General features: G+C 54.8%; 19 protein-coding genes. 13 read left to right on the forward strand and 6 right to left on the reverse strand.

What is annotated here, in order from left to right; genetic code table 11:
- Nucleotides 1–3: 3 nt before the first annotated feature.
- Nucleotides 4–3,672 carry a pyruvate:ferredoxin (flavodoxin) oxidoreductase gene (gene nifJ, locus HNR45_RS02690; RefSeq protein ID WP_184327538.1) on the forward strand — a complete coding sequence of 1,223 codons (3,669 nt, stop codon included), beginning with the start codon at nt 4–6 and terminating at the stop codon, nt 3,670–3,672.
- Between the two features lie 107 nt (nt 3,673–3,779).
- Here the strand turns inward: nifJ and HNR45_RS02695 are convergent, their stop codons facing one another.
- Nucleotides 3,780–4,568, reverse strand: coding sequence for a glycosyltransferase family 25 protein (locus tag HNR45_RS02695; protein WP_159823074.1), 789 nt, complete (start codon nt 4,566–4,568; stop codon nt 3,780–3,782).
- A 157-nt stretch (nt 4,569–4,725) separates the two neighbouring features.
- Here HNR45_RS02695 and HNR45_RS02700 point away from each other — a divergent pair, with 157 nt between their 5' ends.
- Entirely contained in the window at nt 4,726–5,829 is a 1,104-nt protein-coding gene (locus HNR45_RS02700) for a glycosyltransferase family 9 protein (protein ID WP_159823073.1), read from the forward strand.
- 121 nt (nt 5,830–5,950) lie between these two features.
- Here the strand turns inward: HNR45_RS02700 and HNR45_RS02705 are convergent, their stop codons facing one another.
- From HNR45_RS02705 to HNR45_RS02715, 3 genes are all read right to left on the reverse strand, one after another.
- A complete protein-coding gene (locus HNR45_RS02705) occupies nt 5,951–6,739 on the reverse strand; it encodes a glycosyltransferase family 25 protein (protein WP_159823072.1) in 789 nt (262 codons plus the stop codon).
- Between the two features lie 164 nt (nt 6,740–6,903).
- Entirely contained in the window at nt 6,904–8,076 is a 1,173-nt protein-coding gene (locus HNR45_RS02710; RefSeq protein WP_159823071.1) for a glycosyltransferase family 9 protein, read from the reverse strand.
- Nucleotides 8,077–8,157: 81 nt separating this feature from the next.
- Nucleotides 8,158–9,453: a DEAD/DEAH box helicase gene (locus tag HNR45_RS02715; RefSeq protein ID WP_159823070.1), complete on the reverse strand. Its 1,296-nt coding sequence runs from the start codon at nt 9,451–9,453 to the stop codon at nt 8,158–8,160.
- A gap of 223 nt (nt 9,454–9,676) precedes the next feature.
- On the opposite strand from HNR45_RS02715, the gene HNR45_RS02720 reads away from it, so the two are divergent.
- From HNR45_RS02720 to glmM, 10 genes are all read left to right on the forward strand, one after another.
- Nucleotides 9,677–10,534: a hypothetical protein gene (locus HNR45_RS02720; RefSeq protein WP_159823069.1), complete on the forward strand. Its 858-nt coding sequence runs from the start codon at nt 9,677–9,679 to the stop codon at nt 10,532–10,534.
- Nucleotides 10,535–10,677: 143 nt separating this feature from the next.
- Nucleotides 10,678–12,507, forward strand: a complete 1,830-nt coding sequence (gene glmS, locus HNR45_RS02725; RefSeq protein ID WP_159823068.1) for a glutamine--fructose-6-phosphate transaminase (isomerizing) — start codon at nt 10,678–10,680, stop codon at nt 12,505–12,507.
- A 23-nt stretch (nt 12,508–12,530) separates the two neighbouring features.
- Nucleotides 12,531–13,514, forward strand: coding sequence for a tryptophan--tRNA ligase (trpS, locus tag HNR45_RS02730; RefSeq protein ID WP_159823067.1), 984 nt, complete (start codon nt 12,531–12,533; stop codon nt 13,512–13,514).
- 205 nt (nt 13,515–13,719) lie between these two features.
- Nucleotides 13,720–14,244 carry an N-acetylmuramoyl-L-alanine amidase gene (locus tag HNR45_RS02735; RefSeq protein WP_052098690.1) on the forward strand — a complete coding sequence of 175 codons (525 nt, stop codon included), beginning with the start codon at nt 13,720–13,722 and terminating at the stop codon, nt 14,242–14,244.
- 50 nt (nt 14,245–14,294) lie between these two features.
- Complete coding sequence (locus tag HNR45_RS02740) at nt 14,295–14,519, forward strand: DUF1659 domain-containing protein (protein ID WP_034437347.1); 225 nt, start codon at nt 14,295–14,297, stop codon at nt 14,517–14,519.
- A gap of 20 nt (nt 14,520–14,539) precedes the next feature.
- Entirely contained in the window at nt 14,540–14,746 is a 207-nt protein-coding gene (locus HNR45_RS02745) for a DUF2922 domain-containing protein (RefSeq protein WP_159823066.1), read from the forward strand.
- A 94-nt stretch (nt 14,747–14,840) separates the two neighbouring features.
- Nucleotides 14,841–15,134: a GIY-YIG nuclease family protein gene (locus HNR45_RS02750; RefSeq protein ID WP_052098688.1), complete on the forward strand. Its 294-nt coding sequence runs from the start codon at nt 14,841–14,843 to the stop codon at nt 15,132–15,134.
- A 58-nt stretch (nt 15,135–15,192) separates the two neighbouring features.
- A complete protein-coding gene (cdaA, locus tag HNR45_RS02755; RefSeq protein WP_159823065.1) occupies nt 15,193–16,017 on the forward strand; it encodes a diadenylate cyclase CdaA in 825 nt (274 codons plus the stop codon).
- Nucleotides 16,014–16,934, forward strand: coding sequence for a CdaR family protein (locus HNR45_RS02760; RefSeq protein WP_159823064.1), 921 nt, complete (start codon nt 16,014–16,016; stop codon nt 16,932–16,934). Before cdaA ends, HNR45_RS02760 begins: the two co-directional genes overlap by 4 nt.
- Before the next feature lie 24 nt (nt 16,935–16,958).
- Nucleotides 16,959–18,320 carry a phosphoglucosamine mutase gene (glmM, locus tag HNR45_RS02765; RefSeq protein WP_159823063.1) on the forward strand — a complete coding sequence of 454 codons (1,362 nt, stop codon included), beginning with the start codon at nt 16,959–16,961 and terminating at the stop codon, nt 18,318–18,320.
- Between the two features lie 50 nt (nt 18,321–18,370).
- On the opposite strand, the gene HNR45_RS02770 is transcribed toward glmM, so the two are convergent.
- The gene (locus HNR45_RS02770; protein WP_159823062.1) at nt 18,371–19,729 is read right to left on the reverse strand and encodes a PFL family protein; all 1,359 of its coding nucleotides are present in this window, start codon (nt 19,727–19,729) and stop codon (nt 18,371–18,373) included.
- Between the two features lie 8 nt (nt 19,730–19,737).
- On the reverse strand, nt 19,738–20,010 hold the full coding sequence (locus tag HNR45_RS02775; RefSeq protein ID WP_024047991.1) for an ACT domain-containing protein: 273 nt from the start codon (nt 20,008–20,010) through the stop codon (nt 19,738–19,740).
- A gap of 141 nt (nt 20,011–20,151) precedes the next feature.
- On the opposite strand from HNR45_RS02775, the gene HNR45_RS02780 reads away from it, so the two are divergent.
- Nucleotides 20,152–20,913 carry an exodeoxyribonuclease III gene (locus tag HNR45_RS02780; protein ID WP_024047992.1) on the forward strand — a complete coding sequence of 254 codons (762 nt, stop codon included), beginning with the start codon at nt 20,152–20,154 and terminating at the stop codon, nt 20,911–20,913.
- The last annotated feature ends 4 nt before the right edge of the window (nt 20,914–20,917 follow it).

The raw sequence follows: 20,917 nt of genomic DNA on the forward strand, positions 1-20,917 counted from the left end.
GGCATGGACATGAACTGGAAAACAATGGACGGCAACACGGCGGCGGCGCACGTTTCGTATTGCTTTACGGAAGTCGCGGGGATTTACCCGATCACGCCGAGTTCGCCGATGGCGGAGCTGGTCGATGATTGGGCGGCGAACGGGCGGAAAAACATGTTCGGTCGGCCGGTGAAAGTGGTCGAGATGCAGTCGGAAGGCGGCGCGGCGGGCATGCTGCACGGCTCTTTGCAGGCGGGCGCGCTGACCACGACATACACGGCTTCGCAGGGCCTTTTACTCATGATTCCGAATCTGTATAAAATGGCGGGCGAATTGTTGCCGGCCGTACTGCACGTGGCGGCGCGGTCGCTCGCGGCGCACAGTTTGAGCATCTTCGGCGATCATCAGGACGTGATGGCCGCGCGGGCGACCGGTTGCGCGATGCTTTGCGAAGAAGGCGTGCAGGAAGTCATGGATCTGTCGGCGGTCGCGCATTTATCCGCGCTGGAGGGCAGTCTGCCGTTCATCAATTTCTTTGACGGTTTCCGCACCAGCCATGAAATCCAAAAAATTCAAGTGCTCGATGAGGAAGTGCTGGAGAGTCTGGTCAATCAGGACGCGCTCGCCGCGTTTCGGGCGCGGGCGTTGAGCCCGGATCGGCCGGTGACGCGCGGCACGGCGCAAAATCCGGATATTTATTTCCAAAATCGCGAAGCGTCCAATCGCTACTACCAAGCGATTCCGGAAATCGTCGAGAAATACATGGGCAAGATTAATGAAATCACAGGCCGCGATTACCGACTTTTCAATTACTACGGCGCGCCCGACGCGGAACGTGTCGTGATCGGCATGGGATCCGTCTGCGATGTCGCTAAAGAAGCGGCGGATATGCTCCATGCCCGCGGTGAAAAAGTGGGCGTGGTCACGGTGCATCTCTACCGTCCGTTTTCGATCAAGCATTTGCTGGCGGCGATCCCCGCGTCGGTCAAAAAAATCGCGGTGCTGGATCGCACCAAAGAGCCGGGCGCGTTCGGCGAGCCGCTGTTTTTGGACGTGGCGGCGGCAGTCGCGCACGCGGGTCGCGCGATCCGCGTGGTCGGCGGTCGTTACGGCTTGAGCTCCAAAGACGTGCTGCCGGAAGATATTTTGGCGGCGTACCATAATTTGACGAAAGACGAACCGAAACACGGTTTTACGCTCGGCATCATCGATGACGTGACGGAACTTTCGCTCGCGCGCGTCGCGGTCGAACAGGCGCAGAAAACGGAGCATATCGCCTGCAAATTCTGGGGCTTCGGCTCGGACGGCACGGTCGGCGCGAACAAGAGCGCGATCAAAATCATCGGCGACAACACGGACATGTTCGCGCAGGCTTATTTCGCGTACGATTCCAAAAAATCCGGCGGCGTGACGATTTCCCATTTACGTTTCGGCAACACGCCCTTGCGCAAACCGTACCTCATTCGCAACGCGTCATTTATCGCCTGTCACCGTCAGGCGTATGTCTATGAATACGATTTACTGCGCGGTTTGAAAGAGGGCGGCACCTTCCTTTTGAACTGCACATGGACGCCGGAAGAAATCGAGGCGAAACTGCCGGCGCTCCTGAAACGCAAACTCGCCAAGCAACACGCGAAATTTTACATCATGGACGCGGCGACGATCGCGCGCGAGATCGGTTTGGGCGGTCGCATCAACATGCTGATGCAGGCGGCGTTCTTCGCGCTGACGAAAGTCATTCCGGTGGAGGACGCGGTCCGTCATCTGAAAGATTCCGTCGTGAAAAGTTACGGTCACAAGGGCGATGATATCGTCGCGATGAACTTTGAAGCGATTGACCGCGGCGTCGCCGCGCCGATTGAAATCCCCGTGCCCGACGCGTGGCGGCACGCCGTGGAAGACACGCCCGCGCAAGCCGCCGCGAAACAACAGCGGCCGCGCTTTATCTGCGAGGTTTGCGACGTGATGAACCGACAGGCGGGCGACGACTTGCCGGTGTCGACCTTCATTGATCGCGCCGACGGCACCTTCCCGGTCGGCACGAGCCAATACGAAAAACGCGCGACCGCCACGATGGTGCCGGAGTGGATTCCGGAACGCTGCATCCAATGTAACCAGTGCGCCTTCGTTTGCCCGCACGCGACGATTCGTCCGATTTTAACCACGGAAGAAGAAGCGGAAGCCGCGCCGGAAGGCTTCATCGTGCGTGACGCGGTCGGCGCCAACGGCATGAAGTTCCGCATCGTCATCTCGCAGGAAGACTGCTACGGCTGCGGCAACTGCGTCGACGTTTGCCCCGCCAAAGGCAAAGCGCTCGTCATGAAACCGATCGAAGAAGAAATCGACAAACAACCCTTGTGGGATTACGCGATGAGCTTGCCGCAAAAACCGAACCCGATGAAAAAAGAAACGGTCAAAGGCAGTCAGTTCGAGCCGACGTATTTTGAATTTTCCGGCGCCTGCTCGGGTTGCGGCGAAACGCCGTACATTAAACTCGTCACGCAACTCTTCGGGGATCGCATGCTGATCGCGAACGCCACCGGCTGTTCCAGCATTTACGGCGCCAGCGCGCCGTCGATGCCGTACACGACCAACCAAGACGGCAACGGTCCGGCGTGGGCGAACTCGCTCTTTGAAGACAACGCGGAATTCGGTCTCGGCATGTTCGCCGGCAACGACACCATCCGTGAACGTCTGCGCACGATCGTGGATGATTTCTGTCCGGCGATCAACGATCCGGAACTGTGCGAAGCGCTCGAAGACTGGAGCGCTCATTACATGGAAAGTAAAGGCACGCGCGAACGGGCGGACCGCGTCATCGCGCTCTTGGACGCGCGGGACGACACCAACCCCTATGTGCAAAAATTGCGCTCGTATCGCGACTTCTTCCTCAAACGTTCGCAATGGATTTTCGGCGGCGACGGCTGGGCCTATGATATCGGCTTCGGCGGTTTGGATCACGTGCTCGCGTCGGGCAATGACGTAAATGTGCTCGTGCTCGATACGGAAGTCTACTCCAACACCGGCGGTCAGTCGTCGAAAGCGACGCCGACGGCGGCGATCGCCAAATTCTCCGCGGGCGGCAAGACATCGCGGAAAAAAGATCTCGGCATGATGGCGATGAGCTACGGTTACATTTACGTGGCGCAAATCGCGATGGGCGCGAACCGCAATCAAGCGTTGAAAGCGATCGCGGAGGCGGAAGCCTACCCCGGACCGTCATTGGTCATCGCGTACTCGCCCTGCATCGCGCACGGCTTGAAAGCCGGCATGGGCATGACGCAGGAAGAATCACGGCGCGCGGTGTCGTGCGGCTACTGGTGCAACTACCGTTTCGACCCGAGCCGGATCAAAAAAGGACTGAACCCGATGCAGATCGATTCGCGCGAACCGACCGAAAATTTCTGCGACTTCCTGATGGGCGAAGTGCGTTTCTCGGCGCTGGAAAAACTTTTCCCGGAAAAAGCGCAGGAACTCTTCGCGAAAACCGAACTCGACGCGCGGATTCGTCGGCGCAGCTATTTGCGCTTGAAAGAATCTTGGGCGACCAACCTCGAAGAGGAAAAAGCGCGACTCGCGGACGCCGTGCAGCAGACGCACAAGCCGACGGATGAAATTCAATATGAGGTGGAAAAAAACACTTCCGCTAAAGCACGCGCGGAAAAAGTCAACGCCATCACGGATAAAATTTGAATGCTTACAACAAAAAAGACCGCCGCGGCGCAAGCGTAAGCGAAGGCAACGCAACGGAGCAAAAAAGGAGCTCGTACGAGCTCCTTTTTTGCAGGTTAATTGGTCTGTTACTTTTGCGGCGCGGGATTGAATTTGGCGTTTATCTTCAGGAACGGTTTACGCAAAGTGCAAAATGAGAAGAAAAATATATGTTGCCACCTTTTCGTATCGTTCCATATCGTTTTATAAAAGCGTCTGTGCCGTTTGGGATCCCGCTCGGGGGTATATTTGCGAACGCCCATGCTGTCAATGGTAGAATTGAATTGATCCGAAAATGTAATCCAACTGGTATTCGTTGAGTATAATTTAACGGCGCCTAAATAATAGTAGTATCTCCAAATGTCAATTTCCCAGCGAAGCGGCGTTTGAATTTGCAGTATCGCTTGCGCGGCTTCTTTGGTAATGATGTAGGCGGGCGCACCCAAAGCGTACTGTGTGGAATGGACGGTGATACGACTACTCCATCGTTCCATCAGGCGAATGAATTCGTGTTGTCGATGTAAGTGCAGTACCGCCGCTTTGCCGCGCATATGCTTGCGAATAAAGTGTTCAAACATGGGAAGGTAGTCGAAAAATTCGGGAGTAAGAGCGACATCATCTTCCAGGATAAGCAAGTACGGAATATCCTGCTCCACCATTTCCCGATAGATTTGCAAGTGACTCAGCGCGCAACCGACTTCGCCGACGGTTAGAATATCGGGCTCAATCACTGCCTGTTGCATTTCTTGCGGAGACATTTGAGAGCCGTTGACGCCATAATGAAAACATGGCGTGAAATTGAACTGCGCGGCGTAATTTTTAACGAATGCTTGGCGTTCAGTTGAGTTCGGCAGTGTAAGAATTTTATGGGGTAGCATGGTTTCTCCTTTTATTTATACCAGTATAACAAAAGAAAAAAACTGCGACAATTAAGTCGTACTATCTAACGGAGTATAAACTGGAGTTTGGTCGTATTGTCCGTGAGTAATGGTATAATAAGTAAAATCAAGAAATCAGGGGACTTGGGACAGCATTATGGATCAGACAGGCATTCAAAATAAAATTAAAAACGCGCGACACGCGCTCGTTCTTTTGCCGATGGCGTTGGGTGATTTTACCTATTGGCAGTTGGTCTTGCGCGCATTTGCCGAACAGTATCCGCAGTTGCGGTTGGACTTGATGCCGGACGAGTACTTTATTAATACGCGTTTTCATAGGGGATCCGGCGCGCTCGTCAATCCGATCATCTGCGATTGGGCGGCGCAAACAGGAGTTTTCCATGATGTATACGCGGATCTCTATACGGGAGATTCGGAGGCGGCGTTGGCGCGGGCGAAAAAAGTCGGTTATGATGTCGTTTTCGTCATGTCGAGCCGCGGTCGCTTGCTCGTCGCGGAAGCGGCGCGCGCGTTATTCTCGCAAGCGGCGATTGTCTCATGGTCGCTACGCGAGCGCTGGTTTAAGTTCGGCGCGGATCGGCGACGGTTTGCAAAGGCCGTCGATTTTATCGTGCCGGAAAATCCGCAACGATTCAAAAAAATTATTCAAAATTATAATTACTTTTTCCAAACGGCGGCGCGGATGCCGACGTACGATTGGGCGGAGCGGGCAGAGCTGACCGTGCCGGCGGAAGCGCTGGAACGCGCGCGCCGTTGGCGTGAGGAGCGAGGCATCGCGGAAACGGCGCCGCTTTACTTTATTAACCCGTTCGCGAAAAATAAAAAACGCACGTGGCCTTTGCCGAAAGTGGCGGCGCTGATCCGTGCGCTCAGCGAGCGAACGGAATTTCAACAGGCGGTCTTTCTGATCAACGGTTTGCCGAGCGATCAGGACGCGATTGCGGCGCTGATTCGCGACGAGCAGTTACCGCGCACCTACGGCTTCACGGCGGCCCAAGGTTTTTGGGATTTGCCGGCGATGCTTGCGCACAGTCGTCTGATCATTTCCGTAGAAACGGCGATCATGCATATCGCGTCACTCTTGCACCGTCCGCAAATTATTCTGATGCGCTTGAAAAATCCCGAATGGGTACCGGTCAATGAAAAGGAACTCCGCATTATTTGGAACAGCAAACGGCGTCACCATATCGAAGATATCGAGGTCGCGGAAGTAGTCGATGAAATTATAAATGAGCAATAAAAAATCCCCCTAGGGGGATTTTTTTATCGGGTTTTGGTGACTTACGCTTAATCATAGTAACGACTAATTCATTCGCCGTAGCTAATGGTCTCTTTTGTTTTTACTGAGGATATCTTTTTATTTATTTTATAAGTCGTAATGCCCTTAATACCGCATAATACCGTGGCGCAAGACGGGAATGCAAATAGTCTATGAAGGTATATCCGTGTTGGCGCAAAAACTGCGTTTTGCGGCGTTGGTGGTCTTGCGAATCATTCGCTCGCTTGCCTGCACCCTCAATAGTACTTGGCATTGAGCCGGGGGAAAACAACATTTCGCCGAGGAAATAGGCGTCGATTAATTTCGCGCGGTCAAATAATACCCACATATCCGCTTCAAAACGGACGGGGGTGTTAATTTTAATAAGCGTTTTTGCCGCCGCCAGATTAAGAATATAGGCGTAGGCTCCTGCACCGCGACACGCGTGATATACGGGTATGTCGGCACCTACCGTGCCGACGCGTTCCAACGGTGGCCCTTGGCGATGCAGGGTAATAACAGTAGGACGAGAGCGGGTAAGGATAAAATCACGGCAGCTTGCTAATGCCTCTTTAGTTGCCATTGCCTCCCTATCAATGTCATCCTCGAAAACAAAGGCGTACTCTTCATTGGCTTGTATCATTGCTTTGTATACGCCTTGGTGACTTAATGCACAACCAAGCTCCGTGTCTGACAGATCCATATCGACGCATGCGGCGGATTTTTCCGCGGGAGATAATTCCGCGCCCGCGACCGCGGTAAAAAATCGGATCGGGGGGGGGAACAGCGGCCCCAATACTTCGCGCATATGCTCCCGACGTTTAGCTGATTTAGGTAAGTTGATAACGTAGTAATGTAACGATTTCTCAGTCGTTTCTACTGGTGATCTCATGTTATTACTCCTTTTACGCATGCCGCATGCGATACGTGCTCCTTACGATAGAAAAAAATTATATTTATAGTATTATACCACGCAAAAAAGACCGTCAAGAGACGGCCTTTTCGTTATCGCGATGAGCAGTTGCCGCGCGCTTACGGCTTCACGGCGGACCATGGTTATCGGGTCTTGGTGACTTCCGCCGCGGCTTGATTCAGCAGGGCGGCGAGTTCTTTGCGTTTGGTCGCGTTGAATGTTGTATACAGCATTTTGGGCGTAAACTTGCCGTGCTTTCTGCGTTCCTGTCGCTTGTAGAGACTGTAACGCCAGCGCCGTAAGGCGCGGATGGCGAAATTTCCGGAACGATCATATTCTTTCGTTTCATTCATGACAAAATGGTAATGCGGCTGTTTGAGCGATCCCCAACGCTGCCAGCAGTGGTTGGGTTCACGGCCGAAGACGCCGACGACGGGCGTGCCTTGCGTCCACGCCAAATGGTAAGTGCCGGTGGACGGTCCGAGAAAAAGGTCGCAACGCTGAATGACGGCGGCCGCATGGAAAATCGAGCGATGGTTGGCGAAAATCATCGCCGGTTTTTGCAGACGGTCATTGATCGCTTGGCAAAAAGCGTATTCATCAAAGGGCAAATGCATATCTATTGAAATGTCATGTGGCGCCTGCTTCGGGCGATAGCAGCCGAGTAAAATCGTCCAGTCGGGGTGGGCGTCCTGAAAGTCTTGCAATACCGCCGCCCATGCTTCAATCGGTAAGGTCAGACCGGAACCGCCCATGGCGGGACTGACGAAAAGCGCGGGCGAGGTAAGGGCTTCACGCGCCCAAAACTCCGCCGCCGTTTCTTTTTCCTCCGCCGTCAACGGAAGAATAAAGTCGTCCGTGTGTGCGTTATGGTAACGCTCCGCATCGACATGTTCCAAGATCTCCAGCGTGTATTGCGCTTCCTGTTGTATTTTATCCAAATGATTGTAGTGCATGCGATTTTGGACAAAGCCTTGCGGATATACATCTTGGTTGTGCTGCGAGTTGCGTTGAGTCCCCATTTTGTACGGTATATCGAGTTCCAGAATAATATCGGACGCCGGCTGAAAATCGTGGAACGAAATCAACATGTCGTAATGGCGTTCATTTAATAATTTTACAAGCTCGTCATGCGAATACTCATCGGCGCAAAGAATTTTATCGGCCGAGTGAATGCGTTCGATAGTCGGGCGATTATACGTGTTGGTAAGCGCCGTGATTTCCGCGTCGGGATACATGCGTCGGAGGGTGCGAAACGACGGCACGGTCAACAATGCATCGCCGATTTTATCCATGCGGATGGCAAGAATTTTCATATGTGCTCCTTACGGTGATAAATAACAGATATTTATAGTATTATACCACGCAAAAAAGACCGTCAAGTGACGGTCTTTGCGTTATCGGGAGGATCGTTTGCCGCGAGACGCGCCGCGTTTGCGTTCGTTCTTCGGCGCGGCTTTACGACGTTGGCGAAGGTTGCCGCCGGCATGCTGCTGCTTGTGCTCTTTGTCCTTGGTCGGTTTGTATTGACCGGGCAGGACTACTTTGCGTCGAGCGGCGCGCGGTTTCTTGATTTTCACATTGCCGTCGCGGTCGTATTTGACCAGCGGCTGCTCGATGCGCGCTTCAATGCGACGCAGTTTGCCGATGTCGCGCGAGGTGACATAGCTGATGGCCATGCCGGTGGCGCCGGCGCGACCGGTGCGGCCGATGCGATGAATGTAGTAGTCGGTATCGCCGGGGACATCGTAGTTGAATACATGGGTGACGCCTTCCACGTCAATGCCGCGCGCGGCGATATCAGACGCGACGAGGTAGGCGATGCGGCCTTTGGCGAATTCGCGCAGAATGCGGTTGCGCGCGCTTTGGGGCAGGTTGCCGTGCAATTCTTCGACGGATAAATGCGCCGCCAAAAGTTCGCGCGTCAGTTCCGCGGCGCGATCTTTCGTGTTGCAAAAGATGACGGCTAAAAACGGATTCATTTCACGCAAATGACGGATCAGAAGATCCGTTTTTTCTTCTTCTTTTACCATGTAGACGCGTTGTTCAATCGTGTCCAAGACGAGGCGTCCCGCGCCGGCGGCGAGTTGCGCCGGTTTTTGCATGGCGGTTTTGGCGAGGTTGCGAATTTCTTTCGGCAAGGTGGCGGAAAAGAGCAGCAGTTGCCGCGAGCGCGCCACGGCGTTTAAGATGGTGCGAACGTCTTGCAGAAAGCCCATGGCGAGCATCTGATCGGCTTCGTCCAAAACGATTTGCCGAACCGAAATCAAGGTCAGGGCGTCACGGCGGTAATGGTCGAGAATACGCCCGGGCGTGCCGATGACGAGTTGCGGACGGCGTTTGAGTTTGGCGAGTTGGTTTTCAAGCGTTTGCCCGCCGGTGATGGAGACCATGTCGACGCCGACGGCGTCAGCGAGCGGCCGCGCGACGGCGGCGATTTGCCGCGCGAGTTCGCGCGTCGGGGTGATGATCAGCGCCTGTTCCTTGGCTTCGTCCGGTCGAATGCGTTGCAAAATGGGCAACAAAAAGGCGAGCGTTTTTCCCGTGCCGGTACGGCTTTGGGCGAGTATGTCGCGACCTTTGAATACGGTCGGGATCGCTTGCACTTGAATTTCCGTCGGGGTCGTGATGCCGCGCTTGGTCAATACGTCGGCGAGTTCGGGTGTCACTCCCAAACCGGTAAATGTGGGCATAATTTTCTCCTTCTAAGTCGTCGGGGACGACAATACAATTTTATAACAATGAATTTACTTTTATTATAGCATGCGGCGCCGCCGTTTCGCCCGCGCGTTCGCGGTCGTTCGGCGAAAACGCGAGCGCTTGACAGCGTACGGGAGAAACGTTCTCAGAGAGGTATCATTTTCTTGTCATCGTTTATTAGAAACAAGATAGTATAATGCACGCAAAGGAGTTATGATGAAACGCAACTGGCTGATCCGCACAACTTGGTTTTGGCTGCTGGCGAGTGTTCCCTCGCTGGCGGTATATCTTTGGGATCCCCAAGCGACGGGGTACTTCTTTTTGGTGTTCGCGTTTTGCGGCTGGTTCGGCCCGCTTGCTATCGATCTGCTCGGACGACCGGCGGAGCGTTTGCGGCACGCGGTAGTGTACACGCTGTGGTGGATTTGCCAAATGGCTTTTGTGGCGGGCGCGATGATGGCGGCGGAGGAAAGCATCATTCATGTCGCAAGCGGCGCGGAAATGCTCGGCAAAGCGGGGCTTCTCGCGCTGCTGCAGTTCGCATTGGTGCTGGTGGCGGAAGTGCTGACGCAGCTGGTGTTGGCGGGCTATCAAAAGTTGCGCGGTTTCGCGCGTGATTACGCCGCCTGCGCCTTTTTCCTCGCTTGGATTCCGAATCTGTTGCCGCCGGCGTATTTCGGCGGGTTTGAAATGTTCCATTACTACCGCGCGGCGGAGCCGTACGCGATGACCGTGCTGCTCGGCTTTTTGGCGCTTATCGCCTGGATGCGCATGGGCGAGATTCTGCTGGCGGCGTTCGTTTTTCCGGCGGTCTTTTTCGTCGGTCAAGCGGGGGAACGGACCCGGCGCGCGTTGCTGGCGATGGTCGGCACGGTCGTCTACCTGGGGTTGCGTTGGCTGGCCGATTACTGGCTGCTGGTGCAGTCACCGGAAATGATTCCGTGGCATACCGTTTTCTACGGGTATGCGGCGACCGCGGTTGTCGATTTTATCATCGTCGCCATTGCTGTCGCGGTCGTGCATTGCGTGCTTTATTACCAAACCAAAGAGGCGGGGGATTATCGCTCCGCGTAAAATATCTCACCGACTCGGCTTCGCGCGCGCGAAGCCCTTTTTATTTGCCCTTGTAAGGTTTTTAGTATACAATACATAGATGAATATTTGTCCCCCGCGGCGGGGCTTACATAATAGATTAGGATAAAGAAGGAGGCACATTTATGTGCGGTATTGTCGGCTATGTGGGATTTCAGGATGCGGCGTCGTTTTTAATTGACGGTTTGCGTAAATTGGAATACCGCGGCTATGATTCGGCGGGGATCGCCTGCTATGAAAACGGGAAGATTGAGATTCGTAAAAAAGTAGGCGGCATCGCCAATTTGGAGTCCTACCTCGAATCGCACCCGATTCACGGGCAGATCGGCATCGGCCATACGCGTTGGGCGACGCACGGACGCCCGTCGGATGTCAACGCGCATCCGCACGGCGACGCGGAAAACCGTTTTGTCGTCGTACACAACGGCATTATTGAAAACTTCATGGAACTGAAACGCGACCTCATCGCCAAAGGGCATGTCTTTGTTTCCGAGACGGATACGGAAGTCATCGCGCATTTGCTGGCGGATTTGCATGACGGCGATTTTTTGTCGACGGTGCAAAAAATGTTGGACGTGGTGGACGGTTCCTATTCGCTGGCGGTGATGGACCGCGACGAACCGGACAAGCTGATCTGCACCAAGAAAGATAATCCGCTGATCGTCGGACTCGGCGACGGTGAAAATTTCATCGCGTCGGATATTCCCGCGATCATCAATGAAACGCGCGATATTTACATCTTAAATGACGGCGAAATCGCTACCGTGACGGCGGACAGCGTGCGCGTGATCGATCGGGAAGGCCGTCCGATTGATAAAAAAGTGCACCATGTGGACTGGTCGGCGGAAGCGGCGGAAAAAGGCGGCTACGAACACTTCATGTTGAAAGAAATCAACGAGCAGCCCAAAGCGATCCGCGACACGATGTCGATGCACGTTCATAAAGAGGATCAGTCGGTATATTTTGATGAACTCGGTTGGACGAAAGACGACCTGCAACAGGTCAATAAGATTTTAATTACGGCCTGCGGTACGGCGTACCACGCGGGACTCGTAGCGAAATATTACATCGAGCAGATCGCGCGCATTCCGGTCGAAGTGGATATCGCGTCGGAATACCGGTACCGCGATCCGTTGACGGACGAAAACACGTTCTGCATCGTAATCAGCCAATCGGGCGAAACGAGCGACACGCTGGCGGCGCTGAAAGAAGCGAAACGCCGCGGCGCGAAGAGCCTCGCCGTGACCAATACGGTGGGTTCGTCGATCGCGCGCGAAGCGGACGCGGTGGTGTATACGGTCGCCGGTCCGGAAATTTCGGTCGCGTCCACCAAAGCGTACACGACGCAGCTGGTGGCGTTGCTGTTGCTCGCGGTGTACTTCGGTCGCATCAACGAAAATCTGTCCCGCGAGGAAGAAAAAGCGATTGTTTCCGCGCTCATCGAGGCACCGGAAAAATGCCACGAAATTTTTGAAAATACGGAAATGATCAAGACGTTCGCCAAACATTACGGTTTCGCGGAAGATGTGTTCTTCATCGGCCGTTCGATCGACTACGCGGTCGCCATGGAAGGCGCGCTCAAGCTCAAAGAGATCTCCTACATTCACGCGGAGGCCTATGCCGGCGGCGAACTCAAGCACGGCACGTTAGCGCTGGTCGTGCAGGGCACGCCGATCATCGCGATCGTGACGCAGGATCACGTACGGGAAAAAATGTTCAGCAATATCCAGGAGGTCAGCGCGCGCGAAGCTATCGTGATCGGTATCGGTTATGACGACGACGCCGAACTCGATCATTTCGTGAAACACGCGATTCGCATTCCGCGCACGCATCGTTTCGTCGCGCCGATTTTATCCGTGATACCGTTGCAGTTGTTGGCGTACTACGCGGCCATTACGCGCGGCACGAATGTCGATAAACCGCGCAACCTCGCGAAATCCGTTACCGTCGAATAAGGCAAGCGACAGAAAGGAACGTTATGGATACTATTTTTTCGGGCATTCAGCCCAGCGGTAATCTCACGCTCGGGAACTATCTCGGCGCGTTGAAAAATTTTATTCCGTTTCAGGACACGCATGAATGCTACTATTGCGTTGTCAATCAGCACGCGATCACAGCGCCGCAGGATCCCCAGCTGCTGCACGAGCGCACCAACCAGTTGGCGGCCTTGTACCTGGCGGCGGGGATTGATCCTCATAAAGCGACGCTATTCGTTCAGTCGGAAGTGCCGGAACACGCGCTTTTGGGCTGGATGATGATTACCTTGGCCTATGTCGGCGAGATGGAACGCATGACGCAGTATAAAGACAAGGCGAAAAAACAGGGCGAATCCATTCCGTTCGGTTTGATGGCGTATCCCGCGCTCATGGTGGCGGATATTTTGCTGTACCAGGCGAAACTAGTGCCGGTCGGCGAAGATCAGCGCCAGCACATGGAACTCACGCGCACGATGGCGGAACGCTTCAACCAACGTTACGGCGAAGTGTTCACCATACCGGAAATGTTTACGCCGAAAGGCGGCGCGCGCGTCATGAGCCTGCAGGAACCGACGTCGAAAATGAGCAAATCGGACGACAACCAGACGGCGACGATCTATCTTTTGGACGATGACGACGCGATCGCGCGCAAAATCAAACGGGCGCAGACGGACAGTGAAAACTCGATCCGTTACGATCGGGAAAACAAGCCGGGCGTGTCCAATTTGCTTTCCATTCACGCGGCGATTTCGGGCAAAACCTTTGACGAACTCGAAACCGATTACGCGGGGCAAGGCTACGGCACATTGAAAAAAGATGTGGCGGACCTCGTCGTCGGCGAGTTGCGGCCGTTGCGCGAACGCTATGAAGAGCTTTCGGGCAGCCCCGAACTCGACGCGATTTTGACGGCGGGCGCGGAAAAAGCGCATGCCAAAGCGCATGAAACCTACGAAAAAGCCATTCGGGCGATGGGACTCTATCGCTGATTATCAAAAAAGACGCTGCGGCGTCTTTTTTTGTGCGAAAAAATTTCACATCGGACGTTGCGTTTTCACGTTTACCGCAATGTAGTAGGTGAGCGCGGGAGAAAGGAGGTCCGATGACAAGACAGGAATGGTATCGCTGGTTGATCTGGTTGTTGAGTGAAATTTTACGTCGTTTGTATGCCGAAGCGCATACGGAAAGTGAGTCATGAGTTTTTGGTGGTTGAACCCGGGGCATGCCTTACACGGCGTGCCCGATCCGGGCGCCGTCGCCGCTGACGGTACGCGGGAAGCCGATGTCGTAGCGGTAATCGCGGCGGCGATCGCGGCGGGTTTACGCGCGCGGGGAGAACAAGTCACCGTGCGGCAGGATGACGATCTTGCCGCGGTAGTTGCGGCCGCCAACGCGGCGGGGGCGAATCGTTTTCTCTCCATTCACGCCAATGCCGCCGCGACGCCTGAGGCGCACGGCGCGGAAGTTTTTATCCACCCGCAGGCCGCCGCGCCGACGCGACTTTGGGCGGAACGCATAGTTCGTTGCGGCAGTGAGCGCGGTCGTTATTTTCGCCATGACGACACGTTGTACCGCACCGCCGATTTCGCGGTGTTGCGCGAAACGGTCATGCCCGCGGTGTTGGTGGAAACCGGTTTTCTGACGAACGACGTCGAACGCGCCTGGTTAAAAACCGACGCGGCCGCCTGGTGGACGGACGTTATTTTGGCAAGTTATTGAGCAATCCTCCCGCGCATTATTTCTTATTTTTTCAAAACGAGGTGAAACGAATGGCATTACAGAAAGAAACGGTAGCACGGCGCCTGGCCCTGCGCGTGCAGTACACGGATGATAAGGGCGCGGAAAAATTTCGCAATTTGTCCTTCGCGCATGTCGCGCAGGACGCTACTGACGAACACATTTACGCCGCCGGCAAAGCGCTGGCGGGATTGCAATCCAAGCCGCTCGATCGTGTCGCTAAAATCGAAACGATCGTTTACACGGACGGCGAATAAGGTAACGAAGGAGGATATTCATGAAGACATTGCAAATGATTTTCACGGCGGGAAGTACGACCGGAACGCTCAGTCTGCGTGAGCCGAAAGACGGCTTGACGCTGGCTGCGGTACAGGCGGTCGCGCAAAAAATTGCGACCGACGGCGTATTCGCCGACGTGAACGGAAAGTATTCGGAATTTGTGAAAGCGCAAATGATCGAACGCACGGTGACCGAACTGGCGTAACGGCCACGCAAAAGGACATGCTTACGGGCATGTCCTTTTTTCTATACATTTAAATAGGCATTTGATATGATACAGTACGAAAAGGAGTGACAACGTGACGGAATATCAGACCTACATCGTTCGCTGCGCCGACGGCACATTGTATACGGGCATCGCGCGCGACGTCACCAAGCGTCTTGCCGTGCATAACGCGGGCGACGGCGCGAAGTATACCCGCGCCCGCCGACCGGTCGTTTTGGTGTGGCAAAGCGATGTGACGGACGAACGCACCGCGCGGCGCACGGAATGGTACATTAAGCGATTATCCCGTCGCGAAAAAGACGCGTTGATCGACGGGGATGCGCGCGTGCGGGCGAAAATTGACGCGTGGTTGGCGGCGCGTCCGTAAGCGGAACCGGACCGGTCGCGTGGTATAATAGAGAGAAAGTATAAGAACGGAGTGAACCATGTTACTACAGTTACAAGCGCTGCTTTCCACGATGCGGATTCTCGATATCGTCGATATCCTCGTGGTAGCGGTGATCCTATACCAGTTGTATTATTTGATCCGCGATACCCGCGCCGTCTCCCTCTTAAAAGGGTTGGTGGTGCTCGGCGCGTTTACGATCGTCAGCAACTGGATGGATCTGCACGTCGTGAATTGGTTGTTGGAAAAGTCGATGACGGTATTAATCGTCGCGTTGCCGATCGTGTTCCAGCCGGAATTGCGCAAAGCGCTCGAACGGCTCGGCCGCGGTCGCTTCATCAGCCGCTCGTCCATCGTCGATGATGAAGAACGGATGCGCGTGATCGATGAAGTGGTGCTCGCCTGCGAACGAATGAGTGAACAGAAGATCGGCGCGCTGATCGCTTTTGAACGGGCGGTACGTCTGGCGGAATACGGCGACACGGGCATTTATCTGGACGCGGTCGTGAGCGAGGAGTTGTTGGGCAATATTTTTATTCCCAATACGCCTTTGCATGACGGCGCCGTTTTAATTCGTGAAAATCGCGTGGTCGCGGCGGGTTGCCTGCTGCCGCTGACGCAGGATCAGAATTTATCGAGCGCGCTCGGGACGCGGCACCGCGCCGGCATCGGCCTGACGGAGCAGGGCGACGCGCTGGTCGTGATCGTCAGTGAAGAAACGGGAGCGATTTCCTACGCGTACGGCGGTCATATTTACCGCCATTTGGACGGCGACAATCTGCGCCATATGTTGCGCAATTACCTCCTCAAAGGAAACGACAGCCGCTTGCGTTTCGGCGAATTCTTTAACTGGAGGAAATCATGAGAAAATGGCTGGGCGGTAACTGGACGGCGAAACTCATCTGCTTTTTCGTGGCGGTGTTTCTCTGGGTGTTTATCATGAACGAGCAAAACCCGCTGGTGGAAAGCAGTTACGAACTGCCGGTCGAAGTGACGCATTTGAATACTTCATTGGTGGCGTTGGATGCGCCGCAGAGCGTACATGTCAAATTGCGCATGCAAAGAAACACGATGTTGCAGTTGCGTGAATCCGATATGAAGGCCGTGCTCGATATGACCGATGCGAATATCGGCAAAAATGAAAATATGATGTTACAATTGATACTGCCTCCGGGCGCGGAAGTCATGGAGCAAAAGCCGTTGAATTTCACGGTTAATGTGGATGAAATGGCCTCGAAGACCATCCAGGTGACGGCCAAAGTAACCGGCGATCCGACCGATGATCATGGCGGCGCGGTGACGGCGATCACCCCGAACGTGGTGACGATTACCGGTCCGTCGAGTCTTGTGTCCCAAGTGAAAACCGCGCAGACGGTGATCCATACCACGGGACGCAAAGCCGATTTTGATATCGTGGCGGCGGTCGCCTTATATGACGCGCAGGGCAATAAAGTGGACGGAGTCACTTTGGCGCCGGAAAATGTGCTCGTCAAAATGAAACTTACCCCGTTACGGGTCGAAAAAACATTACCTTTGGCGGTGCAGACCAGCGGCGCGCCGGCGAGCGGCTGGCGGGTAGACGCGATTGAAATCAAGCCGCGGGAAGTGACTCTCGCGGGGGAAAAATCGCAGTTGGACGCTCTTTCCGCCTGGCAGTTGCCGGCGATTTCGGTGAGCGGCGAGGCCGGCGAGGTTATCCGGCAGGTGGAAATTCCCGTGCCGAGCAACGGTACGGCGACACCGGAAACGGCCATGGTACGAGTGATTTTAAAAGAAGAATAAATGGGGAAACAGTAGGAGGAATTTATGGCAAGATTATTTGGTACGGACGGTGTGCGCGGCGTCGTCAATGAGACATTGACACCGGAACTCGCGTTTCATTTGGGACGCGCGGCGGCCGTGTTTTTTGTCCGGGGAGATGACGCTTGCGCGCGCCCGCGTTTTCTGATCGGTTTCGACACCCGCATCTCGGGTACGATGCTTGCCGCGGCATTGGCGGCGGGCGTTTGCTCGGCGGGCGGCGATGTCGATATCGTCGGCGTCATTCCGACGCCGGGGGTCGCGTACCTGACGCGCACCGGCGATTACAAGGCGGGCGTTGTGATTTCCGCCTCGCACAATCCGTATCCCGATAACGGCATCAAATTTTTTGACTGTGACGGATTTAAATTGACGGACGCGGCGGAAGACGAAATTGAAGCTATGCTGCGCGGCGACGCGCTTGATAACAACGCGCGACCGACGGCGGATGCGGTCGGTCGTATTCAACTGATTCCGGAGGCGGCGCAACGCTATGCGGATTACATCGCGGCCTCGGCGCCTTGCCGTTTGGACGGTTTGAAAATCATTGTGGACGCGGCGCATGGCGCGGCCTCCGCGGTGACGCCAGCCGTCTTGCGTAAACTCGGCGCGGAAGTCATCGCGATCGCGTCCGAACCGAACGGCGTCAATATCAACTCGGGCGTCGGCTCGACGCATCCGGAACTTTTGCGCGAACGGGTGCTCGCCGAAGGAGCGGACGCGGGAGTCGCCAATGACGGCGATTCGGATCGTTGCCTTTTGATCGATGAAACCGGCGCGGTGTTGGACGGCGACCATATTTTGCTTTTGGCGGCGCAGCAGTTGAAATCGCAAAATAAGCTGAAAAATGACACGGTCGTCGCGACGGTCATGAGCAATATCGGTTTTAAAAAAGCGCTCGAAAAAATGGGTTTAAAGGCCGTTTTCACATCGGTCGGAGACCGGTACGTGCTGGAAGAAATGCGCGCCCATGATTATGTGCTCGGCGGCGAACAGTCGGGCCATGTCATTTTCCTCGACTACAATACGACCGGTGACGGCGTACTGACGGCGGTGCAGACGTTGGCGATCATGAAGCAGAGCGGCCGCAAACTTTCGGAATTGGCGCAACTGATGACCACGTATCCGCAGATTTTGCGCAATGTGCGCGTGTATGATAAAGAATCGTGGCAAGATAATCCGTTCATCATGGCGGCGATCGGCGAGGCGGAAGACGAACTCGGCGAAAACGGCCGCGTTTTGGTCCGCGCGTCCGGCACCGAACCGTTGTTGCGCGTGATGGCGGAAGGACCGGATCACGACCAACTCGAACGTATCGTGACGGATATCTGCACGATCATTCAACGCGAAATCGGCAGCGAAGAATAATTTTCATAATAAAAAAGAAGCCCGCGGGCTTCTTTTTTTGTTGCGTTGATTTAATTCGTGAGACTGCGCACCGGCGCGGGAATACGACCGCCGCGGGCGATGAATTCCGACGCGTCGAAACGATTCACCGCTATGACGGGCGCGTATCCCAACAGACCGCCGAATTCGACCAGGTCGCCGACTTTTTTACCGGGCACCGGGATCAAACGAGTCGCGGTCGTTTTGTTATTGATCATGCCGATCGCCGCTTCATCCGCCAAAATCGCGGAAAGCGTCGCGGCCGATGTATCGCCGGGGACGGCGATCATATCGAGACCGACCGAGCAGACGCAGGTCATCGCTTCCAATTTTTCCAGCGTCAATGAGCCGCGTTCAACCGCTTCGATCATGCCGAGGTCTTCGCTGACGGGAATGAATGCGCCGGAGAGGCCGCCGACACGACTGGCGGCCATCATGCCGCCTTTTTTCACGGCGTCATTTAAGAGCGCGAGCGCGGCCGTCGTGCCCGGCGCGCCGCAGCTTTCGAGGCCCATTTCTTCCAAGATTTTGGCGACGCTGTCACCGATTTCACTCGTCGGCGCGAGCGACAGGTCGATGATGCCGAACGGCGCGTGCAGACGCTCCGCCGCCACCTGCGCGACGAGTTGACCAACGCGCGTGACCATGAACGCCGTCTCTTTGATCGTTTCCGCAACGACATCAAACGATTCGCCGCGCACTTCTTCGAGCGCCCGTTTGACAACGCCCGGACCGGAGACGCCGACGTGAACGGCGAGATCGCCTTGCGTTACGCCGTGGAACGCGCCCGCCATGAACGGATTATCTTCAACCGGGTTGCAGAACGCCACGAGCTTGGCGCAACCCAAAGCGTCGTTGTCGGCGGTTAAAGCGGCCGTTTTTTTGATGATTTCGCCGATTTGTCGAACGGCATCCATATTAATGCCCGATTTAGTGGAGCCGATGCCGATGGAGGAGCAGACGCGATCGGTGGTCGCCAGCGCTTCCGGAATGGAATCGAGTAAAATTTGATCGCCGCGCGTGATGCCGTTTTGCACCAGCGCGGAAAACCCGCCGAGAAAATCAATGCCGCACGTTTTCGCGGCGCGGTCCAAGGCCTGCGCGACCGGCGCATAGTCGGTCAGGTCGCTGGCTTCCGCGATGAGTGAAATCGGTGTGACGGCGACGCGCTTGTTAATGATCGGCACGCCGTATTCACGGGAAATGGCCTCCGCGGTCGGCACGAGATTTTCCGCGACGCGACAAATGTGATCGTAGATTTTTTGACACATTGTTTCGCCGTTACGGTCGATGCAGCCGAGCAGGGAAACGCCGAGCGTAACGGTGCGCACGTCCAGACGATTTTCCTCAAACATGCGGTGAGTGGCTAAAATATCTTCAATATCCAGCATAGAACCTCCTACACGCGGTGCATTTTATAAAACACATCGGCGAGTTGCGCGCGAATATCCAGCCCCATGCTTTCACCGAGCTCCGCGAACTGTTTTTGCAAGGTTTGCATATCCAATTCCGCATCCGTCATGTCGCCCATCAGTACCATGTTAAAGAAACCGTCCAAAATGGTCTGATTGATCGACAACACATTGATCTTTTGTTCGGCGAGCACTTTGGTGACCGCCGCGATGATGCCGACACGATCCGCGCCGAGCACCGTTATCACTACCCGTTTCATCGCAATCCTCCTCATAAATTTTTGTTTATTATAGCACAGCGCGAGCGCTTTCCGTGGATCGGTTATGTAAAATAAAGGCGCTTATTTTGACAAACGAGCGGCGAGTTTCATACAATAGAACGGACAGTAAAGGAGGATTTCATGCATTACGTATCTTGGAATGTCAACGGTTTACGCGCGGCTATGCGTAAAGGTTTTATGGAACGATTCGATGAATTCGCCGCGGACGCGATTTGTCTGCAGGAAACGAAAATGCAGCCGCACCAATTGGAATTGGATTTGCCGGGCTACTATCAGTTTTGGAACAGCGCCGTCAAAAAAGGTTACAGCGGCACCGCTATTTTCACGAAACATGAACCGCTACATGTAACGTACGGGATCGCGATCGAAGAGCATGATCAGGAGGGGCGTGTGATTACGCTCGAATACCCGGATCATTACCTCGTCACCTGCTATACGCCGAACAGTCAGCGGGAGCTCGCGCGGCTCGACTACCGCATGACGTGGGAAGACGCGTTTCGCGCGTATTTGTTGGCGCTGAATGAGGAAAAGCCGGTCGTGTTATGCGGCGATTTAAATGTGGCGCATAAGGAAATCGATTTGAAAAATCCGAAGACGAATCGTCGCAACGCGGGTTTCACCGATGAAGAACGCGATATGATGACGAAGTTGCTGGATGCCGGCTTTACCGATTCGTTCCGTTACCTGTATCCGGACGCGGTGGACGCGTACACGTGGTGGAGTTATTTTGCGAAATCGCGCGAACGCAATGTCGGGTGGAGAATTGATTATTTCCTGGTGTCGGATCGTCTGGCGCCGAAGATTCAGGAAGCGCGGATTTATCCCGAAGTCATGGGAAGCGACCATTGCCCGGTGGATATCGTGTTGGATTTGGGTCGTTGAGCGG

Origin of the sequence: Negativicoccus succinicivorans (genome assembly GCF_014207605.1) — a bacterium.
Taxonomy (GTDB): domain Bacteria; phylum Bacillota; class Negativicutes; order Veillonellales; family Negativicoccaceae; genus Negativicoccus; species Negativicoccus succinicivorans.

Coding starts and splice junctions, on each gene's coding strand:
- cdaA (WP_159823065.1), top strand. CDS start 15,193: ATGTTACTACAGTTACAAGCGCTGCTTTCCACGATGCGGATTCTCGAT.
- HNR45_RS02710 (WP_159823071.1), bottom strand. CDS start 8,076: ATGAAAATTCTTGCCATCCGCATGGATAAAATCGGCGATGCATTGTTG.
- HNR45_RS02695 (WP_159823074.1), bottom strand. CDS start 4,568: ATGCTACCCCATAAAATTCTTACACTGCCGAACTCAACTGAACGCCAA.
- HNR45_RS02735 (WP_052098690.1), top strand. CDS start 13,720: ATGAGTTTTTGGTGGTTGAACCCGGGGCATGCCTTACACGGCGTGCCC.
- HNR45_RS02700 (WP_159823073.1), top strand. CDS start 4,726: ATGGATCAGACAGGCATTCAAAATAAAATTAAAAACGCGCGACACGCG.
- HNR45_RS02740 (WP_034437347.1), top strand. CDS start 14,295: ATGGCATTACAGAAAGAAACGGTAGCACGGCGCCTGGCCCTGCGCGTG.
- HNR45_RS02720 (WP_159823069.1), top strand. CDS start 9,677: ATGAAACGCAACTGGCTGATCCGCACAACTTGGTTTTGGCTGCTGGCG.
- HNR45_RS02745 (WP_159823066.1), top strand. CDS start 14,540: ATGAAGACATTGCAAATGATTTTCACGGCGGGAAGTACGACCGGAACG.
- HNR45_RS02705 (WP_159823072.1), bottom strand. CDS start 6,739: ATGAGATCACCAGTAGAAACGACTGAGAAATCGTTACATTACTACGTT.
- nifJ (WP_184327538.1), top strand. CDS start 4: ATGGACATGAACTGGAAAACAATGGACGGCAACACGGCGGCGGCGCAC.
- glmS (WP_159823068.1), top strand. CDS start 10,678: ATGTGCGGTATTGTCGGCTATGTGGGATTTCAGGATGCGGCGTCGTTT.
- trpS (WP_159823067.1), top strand. CDS start 12,531: ATGGATACTATTTTTTCGGGCATTCAGCCCAGCGGTAATCTCACGCTC.
- HNR45_RS02775 (WP_024047991.1), bottom strand. CDS start 20,010: ATGAAACGGGTAGTGATAACGGTGCTCGGCGCGGATCGTGTCGGCATC.
- HNR45_RS02770 (WP_159823062.1), bottom strand. CDS start 19,729: ATGCTGGATATTGAAGATATTTTAGCCACTCACCGCATGTTTGAGGAA.
- HNR45_RS02760 (WP_159823064.1), top strand. CDS start 16,014: ATGAGAAAATGGCTGGGCGGTAACTGGACGGCGAAACTCATCTGCTTT.
- glmM (WP_159823063.1), top strand. CDS start 16,959: ATGGCAAGATTATTTGGTACGGACGGTGTGCGCGGCGTCGTCAATGAG.
- HNR45_RS02780 (WP_024047992.1), top strand. CDS start 20,152: ATGCATTACGTATCTTGGAATGTCAACGGTTTACGCGCGGCTATGCGT.
- HNR45_RS02715 (WP_159823070.1), bottom strand. CDS start 9,453: ATGCCCACATTTACCGGTTTGGGAGTGACACCCGAACTCGCCGACGTA.